Annotated in this window: 18 protein-coding genes; 9 read left to right on the forward strand and 9 right to left on the reverse strand. The window is 52.3% G+C overall.

All coding sequences use genetic code 11. The annotated features are described in order from the left end of the window. A partial coding sequence (sucC, locus tag OXI60_04800) for an ADP-forming succinate--CoA ligase subunit beta (protein MDE0309132.1) occupies positions 1 to 1,269 on the forward strand: 1,269 nt, incomplete at its 5' end. Positions 1,270 to 1,272: 3 nt separating this feature from the next. Beyond that, a complete protein-coding gene (gene sucD / locus OXI60_04805; protein MDE0309133.1) occupies positions 1,273 to 2,154 on the forward strand; it encodes a succinate--CoA ligase subunit alpha in 882 nt (293 codons plus the stop codon). Positions 2,155 to 2,304: 150 nt separating this feature from the next. Here the strand turns inward: sucD and OXI60_04810 are convergent, their stop codons facing one another. After that, positions 2,305 to 3,852: a trimethylamine methyltransferase family protein gene (locus OXI60_04810; GenBank protein MDE0309134.1), complete on the reverse strand. Its 1,548-nt coding sequence runs from the start codon at positions 3,850 to 3,852 to the stop codon at positions 2,305 to 2,307. A gap of 205 nt (positions 3,853 to 4,057) precedes the next feature. Here OXI60_04810 and OXI60_04815 point away from each other — a divergent pair, with 205 nt between their 5' ends. From OXI60_04815 to OXI60_04835, 5 genes are all read left to right on the forward strand, one after another. Further along, positions 4,058 to 4,504, forward strand: a complete 447-nt coding sequence (locus OXI60_04815) for a hypothetical protein (GenBank protein MDE0309135.1) — start codon at positions 4,058 to 4,060, stop codon at positions 4,502 to 4,504. Between the two features lie 107 nt (positions 4,505 to 4,611). Continuing rightward, a complete protein-coding gene (locus OXI60_04820) occupies positions 4,612 to 5,187 on the forward strand; it encodes a YecA family protein (GenBank protein MDE0309136.1) in 576 nt (191 codons plus the stop codon). Further along, the gene (locus tag OXI60_04825; GenBank protein MDE0309137.1) at positions 5,184 to 6,473 is read left to right on the forward strand and encodes an aminopeptidase P N-terminal domain-containing protein; all 1,290 of its coding nucleotides are present in this window, start codon (positions 5,184 to 5,186) and stop codon (positions 6,471 to 6,473) included. The genes OXI60_04820 and OXI60_04825 overlap by 4 nt, the downstream gene beginning before the upstream one ends. A gap of 31 nt (positions 6,474 to 6,504) precedes the next feature. Beyond that, complete coding sequence (locus tag OXI60_04830; protein ID MDE0309138.1) at positions 6,505 to 7,758, forward strand: FAD-dependent monooxygenase; 1,254 nt, start codon at positions 6,505 to 6,507, stop codon at positions 7,756 to 7,758. Further along, positions 7,755 to 8,966: a UbiH/UbiF/VisC/COQ6 family ubiquinone biosynthesis hydroxylase gene (locus OXI60_04835; GenBank protein MDE0309139.1), complete on the forward strand. Its 1,212-nt coding sequence runs from the start codon at positions 7,755 to 7,757 to the stop codon at positions 8,964 to 8,966. The genes OXI60_04830 and OXI60_04835 overlap by 4 nt, the downstream gene beginning before the upstream one ends. Before the next feature lie 88 nt (positions 8,967 to 9,054). Here OXI60_04835 and OXI60_04840 read toward each other — a convergent pair whose 3' ends face one another. Together OXI60_04840 and OXI60_04845 are read right to left on the reverse strand one after the other, a co-directional pair. Next, a complete protein-coding gene (locus OXI60_04840) occupies positions 9,055 to 10,011 on the reverse strand; it encodes a fatty acid desaturase (protein MDE0309140.1) in 957 nt (318 codons plus the stop codon). Positions 10,012 to 10,058: 47 nt separating this feature from the next. Next, positions 10,059 to 11,672 (reverse strand): 5-guanidino-2-oxopentanoate decarboxylase, encoded by a 1,614-nt coding sequence (locus tag OXI60_04845; protein MDE0309141.1) that lies wholly within the window; start codon positions 11,670 to 11,672, stop codon positions 10,059 to 10,061. Positions 11,673 to 11,970: 298 nt separating this feature from the next. On the opposite strand from OXI60_04845, the gene OXI60_04850 reads away from it, so the two are divergent. Then, complete coding sequence (locus OXI60_04850) at positions 11,971 to 13,077, forward strand: histidinol-phosphate transaminase (protein ID MDE0309142.1); 1,107 nt, start codon at positions 11,971 to 11,973, stop codon at positions 13,075 to 13,077. Between the two features lie 80 nt (positions 13,078 to 13,157). Here OXI60_04850 and OXI60_04855 read toward each other — a convergent pair whose 3' ends face one another. Continuing rightward, positions 13,158 to 13,472: a TauD/TfdA family dioxygenase gene (locus OXI60_04855; GenBank protein MDE0309143.1), complete on the reverse strand. Its 315-nt coding sequence runs from the start codon at positions 13,470 to 13,472 to the stop codon at positions 13,158 to 13,160. Then, positions 13,426 to 14,040: a TauD/TfdA family dioxygenase gene (locus OXI60_04860; protein ID MDE0309144.1), complete on the reverse strand. Its 615-nt coding sequence runs from the start codon at positions 14,038 to 14,040 to the stop codon at positions 13,426 to 13,428. The genes OXI60_04855 and OXI60_04860 overlap by 47 nt, the downstream gene beginning before the upstream one ends. 178 nt (positions 14,041 to 14,218) lie before the next feature. On the opposite strand from OXI60_04860, the gene OXI60_04865 reads away from it, so the two are divergent. Beyond that, a complete protein-coding gene (locus OXI60_04865; GenBank protein ID MDE0309145.1) occupies positions 14,219 to 14,809 on the forward strand; it encodes a peroxidase-related enzyme in 591 nt (196 codons plus the stop codon). Positions 14,810 to 14,834: 25 nt separating this feature from the next. Here OXI60_04865 and OXI60_04870 read toward each other — a convergent pair whose 3' ends face one another. The 4 genes from OXI60_04870 to OXI60_04885 all read right to left on the reverse strand — a co-directional run bounded on the left by OXI60_04870 (position 14,835) and on the right by OXI60_04885 (position 20,473). Next, positions 14,835 to 16,490, reverse strand: coding sequence for an ABC transporter ATP-binding protein (locus OXI60_04870; protein ID MDE0309146.1), 1,656 nt, complete (start codon positions 16,488 to 16,490; stop codon positions 14,835 to 14,837). Continuing rightward, positions 16,480 to 17,358, reverse strand: coding sequence for an ABC transporter permease (locus OXI60_04875; GenBank protein MDE0309147.1), 879 nt, complete (start codon positions 17,356 to 17,358; stop codon positions 16,480 to 16,482). The genes OXI60_04870 and OXI60_04875 overlap by 11 nt, the downstream gene beginning before the upstream one ends. Positions 17,359 to 17,362: 4 nt before the next feature. After that, positions 17,363 to 18,319 (reverse strand): ABC transporter permease, encoded by a 957-nt coding sequence (locus OXI60_04880; GenBank protein ID MDE0309148.1) that lies wholly within the window; start codon positions 18,317 to 18,319, stop codon positions 17,363 to 17,365. Positions 18,320 to 18,886: 567 nt separating this feature from the next. Beyond that, the gene (locus OXI60_04885; protein MDE0309149.1) at positions 18,887 to 20,473 is read right to left on the reverse strand and encodes an ABC transporter substrate-binding protein; all 1,587 of its coding nucleotides are present in this window, start codon (positions 20,471 to 20,473) and stop codon (positions 18,887 to 18,889) included. Between the last annotated feature and the right edge of the window lie 13 nt (positions 20,474 to 20,486).

The following is a 20,486-nucleotide window of genomic DNA, read 5'->3' on the forward strand; positions in this document are numbered from 1 at the left end:
CATGCAGAACGCCGACAGGCAGAAATATTCCAGGAAATCGAAAAAATCGGATTGATTTTACACCTGTCAACTATAAACGATTATTCCCAAAGTAAAAGCGAAGTGAAGGTACACGAATATCAAGCAAAGGAGATCCTGCGCAAGTTCGGCGTGGCGACACCGCGCAACGTCGTCTGCCGGAGTCCCGACGAGGTTCCCGACGCAATGGCGCAACTTGGCGGAAAGGTCTGGGTCGTCAAGGCACAGATTCATGCGGGTGGACGCGGAAAGGGCGGTGGTGTGCGTGTGGTGCACTCGGAGCACGACGCAGTTCAGGCTGCCCGTGACATCATGCAACGGCCTTTGGTCACGCCTCAGACGGGTCCCCAAGGACAGCCGGTCCGGCGTCTGTTGGTTGAGGAAGGAGTTCCGATTCAATCTGAGATCTATGCCGGACTCGTTGTTGATCGGACAACCCAGCGCGTTGTCCTGATGGTCAGTCCTGAAGGTGGCATGGAGATCGAGGAGGTTGCGGCACGGTCTCCGGAAAGGATACATAAGACGTTCATCGATCCACAAGTTGGTCTGACCGACACCGATGCACAATCCGCGGCGCGTTTTTGCTCGGTTCCCGAAGAGCTTGTCGCCAGCGCGGCTGAGTTTCTCATCTCATTGTATTCGGCGTTTTGGGACAGCGATGCCTCACTGGCTGAAATCAATCCGCTGGTTGTGACCACGGATGGCAGGGTCATCGCACTTGATGCGAAAATGACTTTTGATGACAGTGCGATATACCGAAATTCGCAACTGTCCCAATATCGGGACCTGGATGAGGAGTCACCGGAAGAGATCGAGGCGTCTGACGCCGGGCTGACCTATATCTCATTGGATGGCAACATCGGTTGCCTCGTCAACGGTGCCGGACTTGCGATGGCAACCATGGACATCATCAAGCTGTACGGCGAGGAACCTGCGAACTTTCTGGATGTTGGCGGCGGAGCTACGACGGAACAGGTCATATCAGCGTTCAAAATCATGCTCGGCAACGACCAAATCCGCGCGGTACTGGTCAATATCTTCGGTGGCATCATGCGATGTGACGTGATCGCCGAAGGACTGGTCACCGCATTCAGCCAGATTGAGCTTAATGTACCGGTCGTGGTTCGGCTTGAGGGTACCAATGTCGAAAGAGGCAAGCAGATCCTGAGTGATTCGGGATTGACGCTCATTCTCGCCGATACGATGGACGATGCGGCGGCAAAAGTCGTCCGCGCAGTGAGAGGAGACTAAGACATGTCGATCCTGATCAATCGCGATTCGCGTGTCATGACCCAGGGAATGACGGGAAAAACAGGCTTGTTTCATACTCGAAACTGTGTGAATTATGCCGATGGAAAGCGTACATTTGTTGCCGGAGTCACACCCGGCAAGGGCGGTCAGGTTATCGATGACATCCCTGTCTACGATACGGTTGTGGAAGCGAAGAATCAGACCGGCGCGACGGTATCGGTCATCTACGTTCCCCCGCCTTTTGCTGCTGCCGCCATAGACGAGGCTGTCGAGGCGGAACTGGATCTCGTGATCTGCATCACAGAAGGCATTCCCGTCAAGGACATGGTCATGACGCGCGAAAAGATGAAGGGCTCAAAGACGATTCTGGTCGGGCCGAATTGTCCCGGAGTGATCACGCCCGAGGAGATCAAGATCGGGATCATGCCGGGGTACATTCACAGGAAAGGGCCGATCGGGGTGGTGTCCAGGTCCGGAACGTTGACCTACGAGGTCGTGGATCAGCTGACCAAGCTGGGCCTGGGTCAGTCCACCTGCGTCGGTATCGGCGGTGACCCGGTCAACGGTACGAAGCATGTCGACGTCCTTCGATGGTTCAATGACGATCCGGATACCGAAGCCGTAGTCATGTGCGGTGAGATCGGCGGTACGGATGAAGAGGATTGCGGGCGATGGATCAAGGAAAATTCAACCAAGCCGGTTGCAGCGTTCATTGCCGGGGTGACCGCCCCTGCTGGGAAACGGATGGGGCATGCAGGTGCGATCATTGCCGGAGGCAAGGGGACTGCGGCAGAAAAAATCTCGGTGTTGCGTGAATGCGGCGTTCAGGTCACCGAAAACCCTGCCGGAATCGGAGACTTGGTTGTGGAGATGCTTCGTGCCTGATTGATTCTCGCCGCCCTCGAATTGAAATTGAGTCAAGCACCCGCCGGGAGAGCAAAAACCGGTCACAGCTGATCGTCGGCCGCTTGTGTTCAAGGCTCAGTATTCGCGTTGCTGCTGACGGCGCGAAACCGGGGGTTGGATCGTCTCAATCTAATGCCAGATATCCGGCATTTCGCTCTTTCTTCGCTGAATGAATGCCTGCAGTTCCTCATCCACGCCCGGGTCAAGTTCAGGTTTTTGGTAATCCTTGAGCATTTGCTTCCACTTCAGATTTGCGCGTTGTGCGATATCAAGACTTCCTTCCTCTTCCCATTGCTCGTATGGCAGAGTGCTGAACAATTCCGATTCATAGAAGGCGTTTTCGTAGTTCGCAAGTGTATGCGTGCTGCCGAAAAAGTGATTTCCCGGTCCGACTTCTGCGAAGGCGCCGCCGGCGAACTGTTCATCCTCCAAAGATACGCCCTTGACGAACTTGTGCAGCGCTCCCAGGAAGTCCGCATCGATCACGAATTTCTCATAACTGACCGTCAAGGCACTCTCCATCCATCCTGCTGCGTGCAGTACAAAATGCGATCCGCACAAGACTGCGGCAATGAGTGAATTGACACTTTCGTTGGTCGACTGGGCATCGACACATTGAGAGCTTGTAAATCCCCCGCTGCAGCGCAGCGGGACATCAAACCTTCTGGCGATCTGGCCGACAACGTAGGATGCGGCGGCTGATTCGGCGGTTCCGAACGACGGTGATCCGGCCCTGAGATTGACGGTTGTCGTGAAATTTCCGAATATTGCCGGAGAACCGGGTCGAACCAGTTGTCCCAGAGCGACTCCGACCATGACTTCAGCCAGTCCCTGGGCAATTGAGCCGGCAATGGTTACCGGTCCGGTTGCGCCGCTGAGTACAAAAGGCACCACGACCGGACATTGATTCGCTTGCGCGTAGGCGCGCAAGGCACCGGACATCGCTTCGTCATAGACCAGGGGTGAGTTCATGTTGATATTGCCTGAGATGACGCAGTTTTCGTCGGTATACTTCTGTCCGAACAGGATTTTCGCCATCTCAATGGAATCCAGAGCCCGATCGCGCGTTGTCACAGAACCCATGAATGGCATGTCGGAGTAGTTGATATGCGCATACACCATGTCGAGATGCCGCTTGTTCACGGGTTGGTCGACGGGTTCGCACACGGTACCGCCGGAATGATGGATCCAAGGTGACGAATACGCGAGCTTGACCAGATTGTCAAAGTCCTTGATGGTACCGTAGCGTCGGCCCTGATCCAGGTCTGAAACAAACGGCGATCCGTATGCGGGGACGAACACGAGGTGATTTCGTCCAATTCGTGCCGATTTTGCAGGATTGCGTCCATGCATGACGAATGAACTTGGAACAGTCTTCAGGAGGCTGCGAACGAGTCCTTTGTCGAATCGGACCCGTTGACCTTTGACGTCAGCGCCAGCCTGTTTCCAGATTTCGAGTGCGACATCATCACCACGGAATTCAACCCCGACTTCCTGCAGGATCTCGTCGGTCCTGTGCTCAATGATATCGAGGCCTTCCTCGCTGACAATGTCGTACGTTGGAATCTCTCGCTTGAGTCCCGCAATAATGATCGGTGCGGTTGACTGCGTTCGCGAGCGGCGACGGATCCGACCTCTTTCTGGAACCGTGTTCCCACCTACAGTTGCTTGAGCCATTTGCCAATCTCCTTATCGTCATGTGGAAATCCGCGGTTATTTTACATGGAGCAAGGCAACGTCGGAGACATAAGGGCAGACCATCCAGCGGCTGCCGGCTTGTGTCCATTGTCAGGGCTGGCAATCGTTGTGTTATCATGCCCGAGGAAGACATAGTCCTTCAACACTCCATTCACTCAACGTCGTAACGAACAACTTGGTCATCGTGACAATAAGGTTGTTTTCCAAGTTTCCCCCATACATTGCAGGTATCACGGTTGCAAAGTCGGTGACTTTCTGCATGGGATTGGCGATGTTTTTCCTTATGTCAGATTCGGGTGTTGACTTGATGGGCCGATGGGCGACTGTGTTCTGGTATACGACTCTTGGAGCAATTGTAGCGATGTCAAATGTGATCGTACGATTGCCGATTACCGACTGGCGAATCCCGTGGTGGATTCGAAGTCCGGCCGTAAGCGCATGGATGTGCCTGATGCTGGTACTGATTGCAGGGGACAGGGTGCAGCAGATGATGTGGATGATGCATGTCTCGAGAGGCGCACTGACTTCGCCCTATTGGTTTGTGATTGACGGCCTGCTCATTGGTTTCATTGCGGGAATATCGTCTGCCTGGATCGAGAAAAAGCAATTGATGGCCAACGCACAAGCGTGATGACATTGCCCGATCTCGGGTGAGTTGGCAGTTTTATCTGCCGAAATTGAAATATCATACAAAGTCGGGTTTCACAATCCAGGCATCGGGAGTTGGAAGTACCTGCAATGATTCTGACGATAGTTGAAGTTGAGGAATTCCTGGAAGGGTTTCAAATGAATACCACCGCGTCGGGATTGCACGGAATGATCGCAGGGCTGACCTGTGCCGGGGTGGGCGAGAATGATATCGACAACTGGTTGCCTGTACTTTGTTTTGAGAGTCAGTATGTGTCGGAAGACGAATACCGAATGCTGGAGCAGGACGTTCGCGGGCTTTATCGGGAGGTGCTGGCACAGTTGGACGAGTTCGGCGTGGAATTCAGTATCCTGCTGCCCCACGAGGGGTGTTCGCCCACAGATCGAATCGTCGCGCTGACATCGTGGTGTACGGAATATCTCAGGGCATTGATGGATTACGGTGAAATATCGCTCGGGCAACTGTCAGAGGATGGCATGGATTTCATTTCCGATGTCCAGGAGATGACAGAACTTGATCCGGAATCGGATCCGACCGACGAGGATTTCGAATCTTCATTTATGATATTGGACGAGCACCTTCGAATCGGCGTTCAACTGATCTATGAGCAATTGAATATGCATTCGCTTTCAGGCCAGAGTACAGGTGCGGGAGGCTTGATGTGAATCAGGCAGAGCGTCGTCGACAGGTTATGGACCGTATTGGAAATGGCATTGCCATCATTCCCAATGCGACACAGCAGCGCCGGAATTCAGACGTTTACTACACGTATCGTCCGGACAGCGATTTTTACTACCTGACAAGATTTCCGGAACCCGAGTCAGTCGCGATCCTGACGCCAGGCGGCGACGAAGGGGATTACATACTTTTCTGTCGGGCAAAGGACCCGGATTCAGAACTCTGGGAGGGCCGGCGTCACGGACCACAGGGCGCGGTCGAAACCTTTGGTGCGGACGCTGCATTCGGTTATGACGAGCTGGATGAAAAACTGCCATCGCTGTTGGAAAATCGTGACTCGATCCACTACTGCCTCGGTCGGTATCCGGAATTTGATCAGCGCGTGATCGGGTGGCTGAATCAGGTGCGCCGCATGGTGCGGACCGGTACCAAGGCACCTGGTGGAATACTCGACCTCGGCTCGATACTCCACGAAATGCGTCTTTTCAAGACGGAAAGGGAAATTGAATTCATGGCTACGGCCTCAACGGTCTCCGCTGAAGCACACCGACGCGCCATGCAGGTCTGCCAACCGGGCATGGCGGAATATGAGATACAGGCTGAGATCGAATACTGGTTTCAGAAAAACAATTGCAGGACCGCCTATCCGAGCATTGTCGCAGCGGGTGAAAACGCATGTATTCTGCACTACACCGACAATTCGAGTGACATGAAAGATGGTGATCTGTTGCTGATTGATGCGGGTGCTGAATATGACTGCTATGCTGCTGATATCACGCGTACGTTCCCGGTAAACGGAAAATATACCGCTCATCAGAAAGCTGTTTACGATGTGGTGCTTGAGGCGCAAAGGGTGGCGATCGAGGCAGTTCGACCGGGCAAGCGTTACAGTGATGTCGATGATGCGGCGAGACTGACGATCGCGGATGGTCTGATTGATCTCGGGATTCTCACCGGCAGCGCTGAAGAGGCCATCGAAAACAATCTGGTCAAGAAGTATTACATGCACAAAGTGGGGCACTGGCTGGGTATAGATGTCCACGACGTCGGGGAATACAGGGATTACGACGGAATGCGTCGGCTCGAGCCAGGCATGTACATGACGGTGGAGCCGGGCATCTATCTTTCGGCTTCCGACGAATTGGATGAACATTGGCACGGTATTGGCATTCGAATTGAGGATGATGTTTTGGTGACTGAGGATGGACATCGAGTGATGACCGGTGACGTGCCCAAATCAACCGTTGAGATCGAAGCGTTGATGTCCGGCTAGATCGACACTTGCGGTCAAAGCTGGAGTATTTGTGCAGACCAAGCTTGAATTCGATCTGATCATCAATGGTGGTGGACTGGCAGGTGCCAGTCTGGCTTTGGACCTGGCATCATCCGGCTTTCGCGTCGCATTGGTCGATATCCGATCAGTTCAGCCTGCGCAGCAGCGAGATGTGGACACCAGATCAATCGCATTGACCTACAGCAGCGGCGTCATTTTCCGCAGACTTGGGTTGTGGGACCAGTTACCGTCAGGCTCAGTCACCGCAATCCGGACGACGGAAGTGACCGACTGCGGCATGCGGGGTCAGGTGCAGTTGAAAGCCTCGGATGTCGGTTGCGATGTGATGGGCTGGAACGTCGAAGCGCAGACACTGCTCACACATTTGTTTCGCCTCATCGGTGGATTTGAATCGATCTCAACATTCAGTCCGGCTGAACTGTCTGATCTTAGAATCGATCATGATCAAGTCCGGTGCGATGTCCGATCAATATCTGATGAATCCACACAAACCGTGAAAGCGAAAGTCCTGGTGATTGCAGATGGCGGTCAATCCGGAATCAGCGATCAACTTCGCTTTTGCACACGCGGGAAGCAGTATGGACGCAATGCCCTGGTGTGCAGGGTGGAAACGGACAGGCCTAACAGGTACAAGGCGTACGAACATTTCATCCGGACCGGTCCACTTGCTCTACTGCCGTCAGGTAATCGCGGCTATACGGTGATATGGACGCTGGAACCGAAGGAGTCTGAACGGTTGATCGGGGTGCCGGTCAGTCAGTTCCTGGATGAGATTCAGGAAGTCTTCCGTGGCAGGGCGGGAAACTTTACAGAACTTACGGGTGAACGCCGCGCCTATCCACTCAGCTACAGCATGCTGAAGAGATTTGTGCGGCCGAGAGTTGCCGTTGTCGGCAATGCCATGCATACATTTCATCCGGTTGCGGGTCAGGGATTCAATCTCGCGTTGCGCGACACGGCCGAACTCGTGAGGATTCTGGCACAATACCGCGACCGAGGCTGGGATATCGGTTGCTATGACGCGCTTGAGGAGTACCAGATTCGACGGGAAAGTGAAAGTCAGGTCGTCGGGAGTTTTACTGACGGCCTGATCCGGATTTTTGCAAATGACAGCCCAAACCAACTGCGGCTGAGAAATGTCGGCCTGGATGTCGTTCAGGCTGTTGCACCGCTAAGACAGATGCTGCTTCGGCGCACTATGGGAGTACATCGTCTGTCGGTGTCGAATATGGGACAGGAAGTAGATTATGGGGAATCCGCGTGAACGGTCCTGATTATGACATCGTTGTTGTGGGTGGGGGAATCGCCGGTCTCGCATTTGCATGCGTCATGAGGGATTCGGGTTTACGGATACTTGTTCTGGAAGCGGGCGAGATACCGGCATTCAATCCTGACGAATACGATCTTCGAGTCAACTCCATCAACCTGGGGTCGCAGGCATTTCTAGATGCTCTGGATGTGTGGGAGCCGATTGCGGCGAAGCGTGCGATGCCGTTTTCCGAGATCAAGGTTTGGGATTCCAGCGGCAGCCACGTTGACTTTAGCGCTGAGGATGTCGGCGAGAGTGAGCTTGGATACATTGTCGAGAACAATGTACTGACAACTTCGTTGCTGGAGGTGCTGAAGCGATCGCCCAATTGCCAATTGAAAACAGGAATGAAATTGAGTCTGGTGGAAAGTGACTCCGATATCGTCTGGATTGGTACAGGGCAAACTGACCGAATCAGTTGCCGTCTGGTTGTCGGTGCGGACGGTGCGGATTCCATGGTCAGGCAATTGGCCGGAATTCAGATTGCTGAGCAGAAAAGTTACGACCAGCGTGGAATCGTCGCCCAGGTCCGGGCAACTAAACCCACCAAAGGGATATCGTACCAGAAATTTCTGCCCACTGGACCCTTGGCATTTCTTCCGCTGTCTGATGGAAGTCTGTCCATCGTCTGGAGTTGCATCACAGCACGCGCGCTTGAGCTCGAATCGATGCCGGTGCAGGAATTTGAACAGGAACTGGCGCAGGCATTTGACTATCGGCTGGGCGAGTTTCGACTGCTAAGTCGCCGGGTTTCGTTCGAGTTGAGAAAATTACGCACGGAGACTTATTTCAAGAGCCGAGCGGTTCTGATTGGTGATGCCGCCCATGTCATACATCCGCTGGCGGGCATGGGTGCAAATCTGGGACTCATGGACGCGGCGGCATTGTTTGAAGTGATGAATCCATTGGTCACCAAAGGCGGCGACCCATGGAACTATCAAGGTCTCAGGCGATATGAACGTTGGAGAAAGTCCGTGAATTCACCGACGATCAGTCTTATGGACGGATTTGATCGGGGTTTTAGAAGTTCCTCGGAAAAGGTGAGATCGTTGCTTGGTTTGGGTTTCAGTCTGACCAACCAGACCAGAATCGCGAAACAGGCCATCATCAGATTGGCTTGCGGATTGGCGGGCGATATTCCGGAAATAACGAAGCGAGCGTGAATTTGTCAACTATCCGAAATTGATGCCAAAACGATCAGCCACGGTTTTGTTGGTGAACTTAAGGCTGGCAATGATGACGGGTCCGTCATCATTGCGGCACAACTTTTTCAATATAGTAACTCGGATCTTTTCGCTGACGCATCACACCGGCGAAAATTTCCCGATATACGCCCCACAACCCCTTGCAAGGCTCCGGCAGCTGACTTGACAATGCTGCACTTAACTTCGGTAAATTGTAAAAAGGCACCATCGGAAACATATGATGTTCAATATGATGGTTCATATTGAAATAGAAAAAGCGTGTGATCGGGCCTGCCGTAAAACTTCGGGTTGAATAGCGGTGATCTTTGACATTCATCTGAAGACAGGTATGCTGAGTCAAATGCAAAATCCCGGTTACAGGACCACCGATAAATCGCGGTGCGAATACAAGCACAATCGGAAGCCACGACTGAATCGCCGCCGCCCATACGATCACCAGGGCATAAGCACCGATCATAATGCGCGCATTCTGGATTGCTTTTTTGCCTTTCTTTGGCGGGATAACAGCCAGCATCTCCTGTGTAATTCGCCCGCATGACTGGGCGAGAAGCGACTTCCAGTAAAACAGATTGCCGTCAATCCCGGAACCGACGCGCAGCAGTATTGCCCAGGTAACCGGGTTAGGCTCGGACAGTTCGGTATCGCCCTCATCGAAGTGTGTGAAACTATGATGTCCCAGGTGTCCCCATCGCGTCGAGATCGGCTCCATCTGCACCATCGCCCCGAATGTCCACAACGTCAGTTCATTGAAAAAGCGCGTGCGAAACGGTGTCTTGTGGCAGGTTTCATGCACAGCCGACGCAGCGCAACCCCAAAGCGCGCTGTACACGATAATCATCGCCACGACCCACCAACTCCCCCACGTCATTGCCACTGCAAAGCCAAAAGCGACCAGCAGCGCGAAGTAACTGCCAAACCAAATCATCGGCGGTCCGTCTCTGCGCTCAGAAAACAATCGGAGAAGCCGCTTGTCTATCTCACACAAATACCAATCGTTCTTCATTACGGACATGTTTGCGCCCTTGTCAACTTGAAATTCTTGTTATCGCCTTAATCATCAAAACCGCGCTTTAACCAATCGTCGTCTTCCATTACGACGATGATCGAAGGGCCTTCGAATTCCAATGCAGCGGACAGTGACTTTACAAACGATGCGCGGTCTCGCACCGTGATGCCCGGGCAGCCGAACGCTTGTGCCAGTATCTCAAAATCCGGCGCTTTCGGGGTGACGCCGGTCGGCGGAATATCTCTTTTCACCATGCCGTCCCGAATCATCGCATAGCTGTGATTGTGCCAGATGACAATTGGGATGCTCAAGCACTCTTCGACAGCTGTGGCAACTTCGTTAACGGTAAACATAAAACCGCCGTCACCCACCAAAGCAACTACATTTGTATCCGGCCTGGCCAGTTTCGCTCCTATGGCACCGGGTAGCGCACAGCCCAGGGTGCCAAATCCCGCTGGATAAAACCAAGTGCGAGGGAGCTGTGTTTTCATAGCCGCCGTTCCCGTGTACACAAGCTGTGCAATGTCGCCCATAACAATCGCGTCATCGGGCAAAACTGAACGCAGAGCATCGAGCAAAACCACATGCTGGCGTTCTACGTCGGTGAATTCTTCTCGCTGGTTTTTGCGAACCGCATCGAGTTCGGCTGTAATTTCGGTATTGCCGGGTGAGAGGTTTCTCTCGCCCCAATGACGAACAATCATCTCACACGCCGCCTTTGCGTCTCCATGCACCGCTACAGTCGCGGGAAACGCATCGTTGAACCGGTTCTGATCGATATCTATTCGAATGACCTGACCGTTGACAGGAAGATCGAAGATAAAACTGTCGGCTTCAGCCAATTCGGTCGCGATTGCCACCACCACATCACAGTGCCCGAGATATCGCTGGACCGCCGGGCTGATTACGCCTCCGCCCAAGCTCAACGGGCTGCTGTCGGCCACAATTCCCTTACCCGCGTTCGAGGCAATCACTGCGGCGTTTATTGCTTCTGCCAGCATCGTGACCTGCCTGGACGCATGCTGTGCGCCACCGCCAACGATGATGACCGGTTTTTTCGCAGTCGCCAGCAGGTCAACTGCAGATCGTATCGAATCCATAGCAGGCTGCGGGCGAAACGACGGTGCACACACACTCCACTTACCGTCAACAGGCATATCAAGAACATCGATGGGTATGGCGATATGTACCGGACGCGGTCTGGCGCAGTTAAATACCGTAAAGGCCCGGGCAATGGCTTCGGGAATTTCTTCCGGGTGATGAATCATCACACTGAACGCAGTCATGGGTCGGGTGATGGCGCAAAGGTCAGTGGTTTCGTGGAGTCTGCCCCATCCTTTGCCCAAGGATGCACTGTCGTTCGCGCTTGAGATAACCAGCAGCGGAATTGAATCCGCGTAGGCCTGTCCGATTCCGGTCGACGCATTGGTTACGCCAGGACCCGTGATTATCGTGCACACCCCGGGTTGACCCGTCACTCTGGCATAACCGTCAGCCATAAAACTGGCACCCTGTTCATTTCGGGGTGTAACGGTACGAATCTTTGCGCTTTGAATTCCGCGATATAACTCAAGGGTATGTTCACCTGGAATTCCAAATACGACTGAAACGCCATATTGCTTTAGAAGCTCCATGAGTGCTTCACCGCATGTTTTCATCTTAAAAACTCACCTCAAATCTTCAGGCATGAATTCAAAAGGAGTAAAACCTCAATGAGCGGAAAAGACAATCCATCTGAACACATGTGAAACACCATCACAACTGACCGCAGCGTGTTTTACCTAAATGTCAAAGCCCCGTATGCCGCACTGGTACAGGAACATAACCGACATTGCTGTAAGGTATGTCCGAACATCACGTATTATCGTCAACATTCACGGTGTTGTGGAACTGGGTCTTTCACAAATTCTCTTACACCGATGAGCAAAACAGTCAGATACCATAAAAGGCCAGTCAATGAACAATAAAACGCGTAGCATCGCAGTAAAGCCCGCACTCGAATCGATCGACTATTACATGGTTGGGATCTCCAGGCTTGCAGGCTTCAGCAATCCAATCAAACTGTCTTCAAATGAATCCGCTCTCGGCATGAGTCCGCTGGCTTTGGAAGCCTGTAAAAAATCTGCCGGTCAATGTCACCTGTATCCGGAAGTCGATACAGAAAAACTCGCGCAAGCCATCGCTTCCCGTCACCGGCTCAACCCTGAAAGGATGGCCTTTGGACCCGGTTCTGACGAATTGCTTCAGAGAATCGTCAACGCATTCACAGGTCCGGGACAACAGCTTGTTCACAGTAAAAACGCCTACATGCAATTTCCGATCTACGCCAAACTCGCCGGCGCAACGGCGGTTGCTGCCGAAGATGTCGATTTGCGCTACAGTATTGATTCAATCCTGGGACAGGTAACCGAAAAAACCCGCTGCGTACTGCTGGCCAACCCCGATAACCCGTCAGGAACATACCTAGGCGGTGACGAAATCCGCCGACTGCACCGCTCTTTGCCGGCTAATGTGCTTGTGATCATAGATGCCGCCTACGACGAATATGCCCTGGCTGATGATTACGAGAGTGGGACAAATCTGGTGCATGAATTCGAAAATATCATTGTGACGCGCACATTCTCCAAAGTCCATGGAATGGCCGGGCTGCGACTTGGGTGGTGTTACGGCCCGAAATGGGTCATCGAACTTTTAACCCGTATTGGGCCTTCTTTTCCGGTAAATACAATCGCGAATGCCGCTGGAATCGCCAGTATGCAAGACTTGCAGCACACTGCAAAAGTACTGGATCACAACAGCAGGTGGATTCACACCCTGGGCGACGAATTTGCCAAATTGGGACTTAAAGTCTACCCGAGTCAAACCAACTTCATACTGGTTCAGTTTCCGCCTGATTGCGGCGCAAGTGCGAGTCAGACCAATCGGCACTTAAATGCAAATGGCATCATTCCCAGACAGTTCGCATTGGAGGACTTTTCCGATAAATTGCGCTTTACAGTTGGCACTGGAGATGAAATGGAAAAAACCATCGATGTCATGCAACGATTCTTCCATTCGCGTTAAGCAAGCTTTGCTTTGCCGAAACAAAACCTGACCGCTTGCAGCTGCACTTGGCGCAGCTGTTTTGACGATAAACTATGCGACTAATTCAGTGCGCTGGAGTTGTGGCCATTGAAATCATTGTAATAAGGCCGGTCACCGACAATCGTTACCCGATTCATGATCCTGTGAGCCGCTCCGTAGTTGTGCGAGGCATAATGCTGCGTGCAGCGATTGTCCCAAAACGCGACATCTCCCACTTCCCAGTGGTGACGGATTTGAAAATCAGGCAGCTGCGAATGCTGAAAAAGAATTTTCAGCAGTCCTGCACTTTCGGGTTCCGACAGCTCATTGATTCGGCAGGTGTAATATTCATTGACATAAAGTGCCGTGCGTCCGGTCTCCGGATGGGTTCGCAAAACGGGGGTGAGTTTGCAGCGGAAACGCGTCCATAAGTTTTCTCACCTCCTGTTCTCCGTCCGGCTTCATTCTTAATGAAGTTCCCCAGCCTCTTTCAATTGAGTGCTGCGCGGTTAATGATTCGAGCAAATTTTTTATCGGTTCGGACAAAGTGTCGTAGGCGGCATACATGCTCGAAAACAGCGTGTCTCCTCCAGATTCAGGGATTTTTCTGGCAAGCAGAATCGATCCCATAGATGGCGCCACCTGATAGGTGACGTCCGTATGCCAGTAATGTTCGGCATCGGCCGCGCGGCCTTTTGATTCGATGATGGTCAGACGCGGGTCGTCCTGGTTGCAGTCAAACACCGGGTGCGGCTCGTCAAGTTCTCCGAATTGCGCACCCAGACGAATGTGCTGAGATTCGGACAGGCTTTGATTTTTAAAGAACAATACCCCGAACTCCAGCAGCGCAGATCTGATTTCAGCGACAGTTTGTTCTCCTAAGTCTGTGCTGAGATCGACACGGTCTACAAATGCCCCCAGATGCGGGGAGCGGCGTGTGCATTGAATATTCTGGTAACTCATAATCATACCCCTATCGTTATTGGTTAAACTATAAGGTCACCAAACGCGGGCGAAAGTCTTAATGCCCGCAGGAGCATTGCATCAATACAAATACGCACTTTCACATCATGTTGACTCATACCTGCAAGCGCGTTCGCAGCAGCTGAAGTCAATACCCGTTTTGATCGAGGATTTGTCTATGTCGAATCAGGAACGACCGTGCTGGATTGAAACAATCGATCCGCAAGATGCTGATCCCCATCTGCATAAGGTCTATCAGAAACTTAAAACTACCCACAACAAACTTCACAATCTCTACCGCGCGGCTTCTTTACAGCCCAAAGCGATTTTATCGGCAGATCAGCATTTTCGCGACGTCCTGCATAACGAATCAAACCATTCGGATTTGTGGTTTCTGGAACTTCTGGCAACCCAGGTGGCGATCGCAGCCGACTGTCACTATGCGTTGACCCATCACGGAGCAAACTTTAAAACACTTTTAGGTGATGATGAACTCGCAGAATCGATGATCGAAGCGATTCGCTGCCAAAATTTTCACGACCCATCATTCAACTCCCGTCAGGCGGCGCTGCTCGCATTCGGATCGAAGCTGACGCGCGACCCCCAAAGCATGTCTGAAGACGACATCGTAACGCTGCGCAATGCAGGGATTTCGGACACGGAAATTCTTGAAGCCGTACAGGTCATCGCCTCGTTTGCTTACTGGGTCAGATTCATCAATGCCCTTGGCATCAGTCTGGGTGACGAAAAAATCGGCATGTACCGGTAAATCAACCGGAACTCGTCATTCCCTGTCAGTTCCCGGCCGCCTGCATACCGCTTTGCGCGGCGCGCTGCGCCATGATTTCGTCCATCCAGTCTGGATTCATTTGCGGCACCGACGACAGCAGCAACTCGGTATAGGCAGGGTGCGGTGGGGTAAGAACCTCGGCTTTTGGACCTTGTTCCACAATCTTCCCCTGATACATGACCACAATGCGATCAGCGACAGCACGTACGGTCGCTAAATCGTGTGTGATGAACATGTAGGCAAGCCCCAGTTCCTGCTGCAGACGGTCGAGCAGCCGTAATATGCCTTCGGCAACAAGCTGGTCAAGCGCGGATGTGATTTCGTCGCAAATGATAAAACTTGGATCTGCCGCAAGTGCGCGGGCGATGGAAACCCGCTGCTTTTGTCCGCCCGACAATTCTTCGGGAAGCCGGTCGAGGTATTGATTCGGTTCCATTTCAATCATTTCCATCAGTTCGTTGAGACGACGCTGTTTTTCCGCGCCTTCCAATCCGAGGTAAAACCCAAGCGGACGGCCGATAATCTTGCGGATTTTATGCCTCGGATTCAGTGCAGTGTCAGCCATCTGATAAATCATCTGGATTTCCTTAAGCTGTTTATAGCTTCGGGCATGAAGCGCAGGCGGCAGCGCCTGTCCTTTAAACTCAACCCGGCCCTGCTGAGGCGGCAAAAGTCCAGTGATGACCCGGGCGGCTGTGCTTTTTCCACTGCCTGACTCACCGACAATCGCTACGGTTTCACCGCGATGGATATCAAAACCGACATCACTGAGAACAGTTTCGGCTGCCCGCGGATATCTGGCCGTGACATTGACAACGCGCACCAGCGGCTGCGCTTTTTCCGTATTCGCAATGCAAGTCTTTTTGAACGAACGAACCGCCCACAGCGACTTGGTGTAGTCTTGTTCGGGCTGCGCGAGCATGGTGCGGGTTTGTGCTTCCTCAACCAGCTCACCGTAACGCAAAACGATAATCCTGTCAGCCATCTGCGCAACTACAGCAAGATCATGGGAGATGTAAATTGCGGCGGTGTTGAAATACTCAACAATATTGCGAATCGTAGCCAGCACTTCAATCTGCGTGGTGACATCCAGTGCAGTAGTGGGTTCATCAAAAATGATTAAATCCGGCCGGCACGAAAGCGCCATGGCAGTCATCGCTCTTTGCAGCTGCCCGCCGGAAACCTGATGAGGATAGCGAAAACCGATGTTGTCGGGGTCTGGCATTTTTATTTTTTCATACAAATCCCTGGCATCAGCATAAGCCTCGTCTTTGGTGCCGACCCGGTGGTAAATCACAGTTTCAGAGAACTGATCGATGAGTTTGTGCGCCGGGTTGAAAGAAGCCGCTGCGCTTTGGGCAACGTAAGCAATGCGCGATCCGCGCAGACCGCGCTTGTGTTCTTCACTGGCCTGCGTCAATTCAACCCCTTCGAACTGTATGCTCCCTGACTTAATCCTGCAGCCGGCCTTGCAATACCCCATCGAAGCGATGCCGATGGTCGATTTTCCAGCACCTGACTCACCAATGAGACCCAACACTTCTCCGCGGCGCAGGCTTGCGGTGAACCCCTTTACGATGGGGTGCCAGCGCTCTTCACTGTAACCGTCAATGTACAGGTCTTTAATTTGCAGCAAAGGTGTATCAGAATCACAGGTCATCTTTCAGTCCCGAAGTCTTATGCAAAAACCAGTCAATTACAAAATTTACGGCAATGGTCAAAAGTGCAATCGCCGCCGCAGGGATCAGTGGCGTGTAGTCGTCAAAAGTGATCAGTACAGCCGTTTGTCTGACCATGGATCCCCAGTCTGCAATGGGTGGCTGAATACCAATCCCCAAAAAACTCAAAGCGCTGATGGTCAGGAAGACGAAACAGAATCTCAACCCGAATTCCGCTGCCAGCGGTGATGAAATATTCGGCAGGATTTCCTGAATCGTAATCCACGGCAGTTTTTCGCCGCGCAGTTTCGCGGCCTCTATAAAATCCATGACCGCGACATTCATACTCACCGCCCGCGTGATGCGAAATATCCGGGTAGCGTCAATTACACTCATAATCACAATCAGATTGATAATTGAGGTGCCAAATATAGACAGCAGCAGCATCGCAAATATCAATGCTGGAATGGCCATGAAAATATCACAAATACGACTCATCAGCTGATCCAGCCAGCCACCGAGAACAGCGGCCAGGATGCCCGATACAGCACCCAGTACAAACGCCAGAATCGTAGTCAAAAGAGCAATTCCTACGGTATTGCGTGCGCCGAAAATCACGCGGGTGAGCATATCGCGTCCCAAGTGGTCCGTACCCAGAAGGAACCGGTCATCCCAGGGTTGGAATTTCTTGCCGACAATTTCGGATTCTCCAAACGGAGCGACCCACGGAGCGAATAATGCCAAAAAGATATACGCAGCGATGATGAAAAGCCCCAGCTTTGCACTTAAAGGCGCGCGTCGCAGCTCACTGAGTGCGCGCTTTGCCTTTAGCGACCCGTCAAAGCCTGCTGCAAAACGGCCAGTCACCATGGTTCTACTTCGGATGCAGCAAACGTGGATTGGTCACAATCGACAAAATGTCAGCAACCAGGTTTAATAATACATAGGTTGCCGCAAATATCAGACAGCACGCCTGCACAACCGGCATATCGCGACGGGCCACTGCGTCTACCAGGAACTGACCAAGACCCGGATAGACAAACACAACTTCAATTACGACGACTCCAACAGTGAGGTAGGCCAGGTTCAGCACGATTACATTGACAATAGGCGCCCAGGCGTTGGGCAGTGCATGATGAAAAATCACCCGGAAACGCTTTAACCCCTTCAGCGCGGCCATCTCGATATAGGCACTTGAAAGAAGGTTGATGATCGCGGCACGGGTCATGCGCATCATATGCGCCATGGATACCAATGTAAGAACAATCGCAGGCAGCAGAGTCTTTTCCAGGTGCCCGAAAAAGGTAACGCCAGCTTGAATATTCGACAGGCTTGGCAGCCATCCGGCTTTAACCGAGACTACGAGTATCAGGACGTAACCGACGAAAAACTCAGGCGTTGAAATCGACGACAAGGTCACAATGTTGACTGTTCGGTCATACAGGGTGTTGCGATAAAGCGCTGCCAGAATTCCGAGAATTACAGCAAGCGGCACCGCGATACAAGCTGCAAAAGTAGCCAGAAATAATGTGTTGTAAAACCGGGTGCCTATCACTTCGCTGATTTCCCGTCCGTTACCCAAAGACACACCGAAATCACCCTGCACGATGTTTCCCAGCCAATTGAGGTATCGCAAGTGGGCGGGCATATCCAGTCCCAGCTGAGTGCGCAGGGCGGCGACAGTTTCCGGTGTTGCTGCCTGACCCAGTATTGCGTCGGCAGCGTCTCCTGGCAACATCGATACAGCCAAAAATATGATGAGCGAAATTACAAACAGCGTCAGTACGCCCAGCAAGATACGCTGCATCAGCAATATTGCAATTTGTTTCATAACTGTAAAACGCCTTGCGTTAAAACTCGGTCAGCACTGCCAGTGATGCTGCAACCCCTTGTCGAACGTTTCTTTATGAACAGCACTGCCGGATTCTGTGTGGGCAACTGTGTCTGAACGTTCCAGGAGCGCTGAATCGCAGTTTTCAGACAGCGGTTGTGCTTGGATAAATGTTGGTTGGAAAATTCCGATTGCAAGCGGACCGACCCGATCGGACCGCTTGACAGGGCAGTCGTCGTCACCTTCAACACTGTAGCGAATTGGATTGAGTTTCGGCGCGCAGGCGAATGTTCGAAAATAGCACTCAAATTGCAGAGGACAGTTTTTGCCTCGCCGCGCGATTGCTCTGCAGCCCTGTTGTCGATGCGTTGCGGCGATACAGACTGAACAATACGGGGCTGCGTCGGTACGATTGCATCTGTGCCCCGACTTTCTTATTTTGCGCAGTTGTGTGTTGATGCTGACCGGCGGACATAAAAAAACCGGAGGAATATTGAGTCCGGCGAACCTCGTGTGCGCCGGGCTCAATATTCAATGTCCAATGCACTTTGGCACGTAACAAAGTGACTATCCTTTCATCCACCACCGCAGGAAAATCTTATAACCATCGAGTTTCCAATTACCTGCGACTTTATCGGGTGCTCCGACCCTGTTGTTATATGCAGAAACGTGATCAGCGAACGCGTTAATGACCGCTCCACCGTCATCGCGAACGATTGCCTGCATCTCCCAGTACATCTGTCGACGCTTATCTTCGTCCAGCTCCGCCCGGGCAGCCACCAAAAGCTCATTGAAGCGGTCGTTTTTCCAGAACGTTTCATTCCAGTTGGACTCTCCGCCGTAGGCTTGAGTGAACATCCAGTCTTCAGTCGGTCGTCCGCTCCAGAAACTTGCACACCACGGGTGCTTAAGCCAGACATCTTTCCAGTATCCGTCGTCCGGAGCCTGTTTTGGCACAATTTCAATGCCCGATGCCTTGGCATGCTCACTGAACAGGACGCCGGTATCGACACAGCCGGCATACAGACTGTTCGACAAACTCAACTCGACTTTTAAGTTTTCCATTCCTGCCTGCTTCAGATGCCATTTTGCTTTTTCCGGATCATATACCCGCTGCTCAAGTTCGGTGTTGTAGTAGCGATTGGCAGGAGAAATCGGCTGGTCATTACCCAAACTGCCATAACCGCTGAGCACCGTATCTAACACGGCTTCCCGATCAAGCGACAGTTTCAGCGCCATGCGCACGTCATAGTTGTCGAAAGGTGCCAAATCCGTACGCATCGGGAACGTGTAATGCAAGGTGCTGGTAACGTTGAGAATATTGAGATTCTCATTGCGGGCGAGAAGATTCGCGGTTGTTGCGTCAACATCTCCCATTACATCGATCACGTCTGTGACCAAAGCGTTCTGTCGCGCTGCGGTATCTGCGATCGTAAGAAGTTCACAAGTGTCAACAAACCCCCTGTCTGTCATAAACGAATCTTCATACCGTTTGAAGTGCGAATACTGACCTGGCTCGAACGCTTCCAAGGTATACGCTCCGCAGCCCGCATCAAAGGCTTCGACTTTTCCGTCTTTTGAAGGCAGAATTGACAGCACTGAATCGCTGAGAATGACCGGAAAGTCAACACTTGCCGTTTTCAACTTGAACTTGACAACTAAATCACCGTCTTTGGTGATCGATTCAACCCCATCGATAAACGCCTTCATCGAAGAAGCGGAATCTTCACCGCGGTGGCGGTTAATCGACGCAATCACATCATCTGCAGTGAGAGACTTGCCGTTGTGAAACGTGACGTCCGGGCGAAGCTTGAAAACCCATTCGCTTGGATCAGCCCCTGCCTCATACGACTCCGCAAGCAACGGGACCAAATCACCGTCGCTGGTGATTTCCGTCAATGTGCCGTGTATGGTGTAGAAAATCAGTTGTGCGTGCGCGCTGATAAGACGAATCGGATCCAGGGAATCGGTGGACGATCCGGCTGCGATTCCCAAGCGAAGATGACCGCCCCTCGAAGGGGTAGCTGCCTGGACTGCGGGTGCGAAAAACACCCCCGGGGCCGCTCCCGCCATGCCAAGAGCCCCCGACGCCTGAATGAACTTTCGTCTGCTTAGTTTATGACCGTTGAGGTCGATTAAATGTTTCTTTGACATACTCATTTTTTTC

The organism is Acidiferrobacterales bacterium (assembly GCA_028820695.1).
Taxonomy (GTDB): domain Bacteria; phylum Pseudomonadota; class Gammaproteobacteria; order Arenicellales; family JAJDZL01; genus JAJDZL01.

Coding starts and splice junctions, on each gene's coding strand:
- OXI60_04840 (MDE0309140.1), bottom strand. CDS start 10,011: ATGAAGAACGATTGGTATTTGTGTGAGATAGACAAGCGGCTTCTCCGA.
- OXI60_04860 (MDE0309144.1), bottom strand. CDS start 14,040: ATGAGTTACCAGAATATTCAATGCACACGCCGCTCCCCGCATCTGGGG.
- OXI60_04850 (MDE0309142.1), top strand. CDS start 11,971: ATGAACAATAAAACGCGTAGCATCGCAGTAAAGCCCGCACTCGAATCG.
- OXI60_04820 (MDE0309136.1), top strand. CDS start 4,612: ATGATTCTGACGATAGTTGAAGTTGAGGAATTCCTGGAAGGGTTTCAA.
- OXI60_04875 (MDE0309147.1), bottom strand. CDS start 17,358: ATGGTGACTGGCCGTTTTGCAGCAGGCTTTGACGGGTCGCTAAAGGCA.
- OXI60_04870 (MDE0309146.1), bottom strand. CDS start 16,490: ATGACCTGTGATTCTGATACACCTTTGCTGCAAATTAAAGACCTGTAC.
- OXI60_04865 (MDE0309145.1), top strand. CDS start 14,219: ATGTCGAATCAGGAACGACCGTGCTGGATTGAAACAATCGATCCGCAA.
- OXI60_04880 (MDE0309148.1), bottom strand. CDS start 18,319: ATGAAACAAATTGCAATATTGCTGATGCAGCGTATCTTGCTGGGCGTA.
- sucD (MDE0309133.1), top strand. CDS start 1,273: ATGTCGATCCTGATCAATCGCGATTCGCGTGTCATGACCCAGGGAATG.
- OXI60_04810 (MDE0309134.1), bottom strand. CDS start 3,852: ATGGCTCAAGCAACTGTAGGTGGGAACACGGTTCCAGAAAGAGGTCGG.
- OXI60_04885 (MDE0309149.1), bottom strand. CDS start 20,473: ATGTCAAAGAAACATTTAATCGACCTCAACGGTCATAAACTAAGCAGA.
- OXI60_04845 (MDE0309141.1), bottom strand. CDS start 11,672: ATGAAAACATGCGGTGAAGCACTCATGGAGCTTCTAAAGCAATATGGC.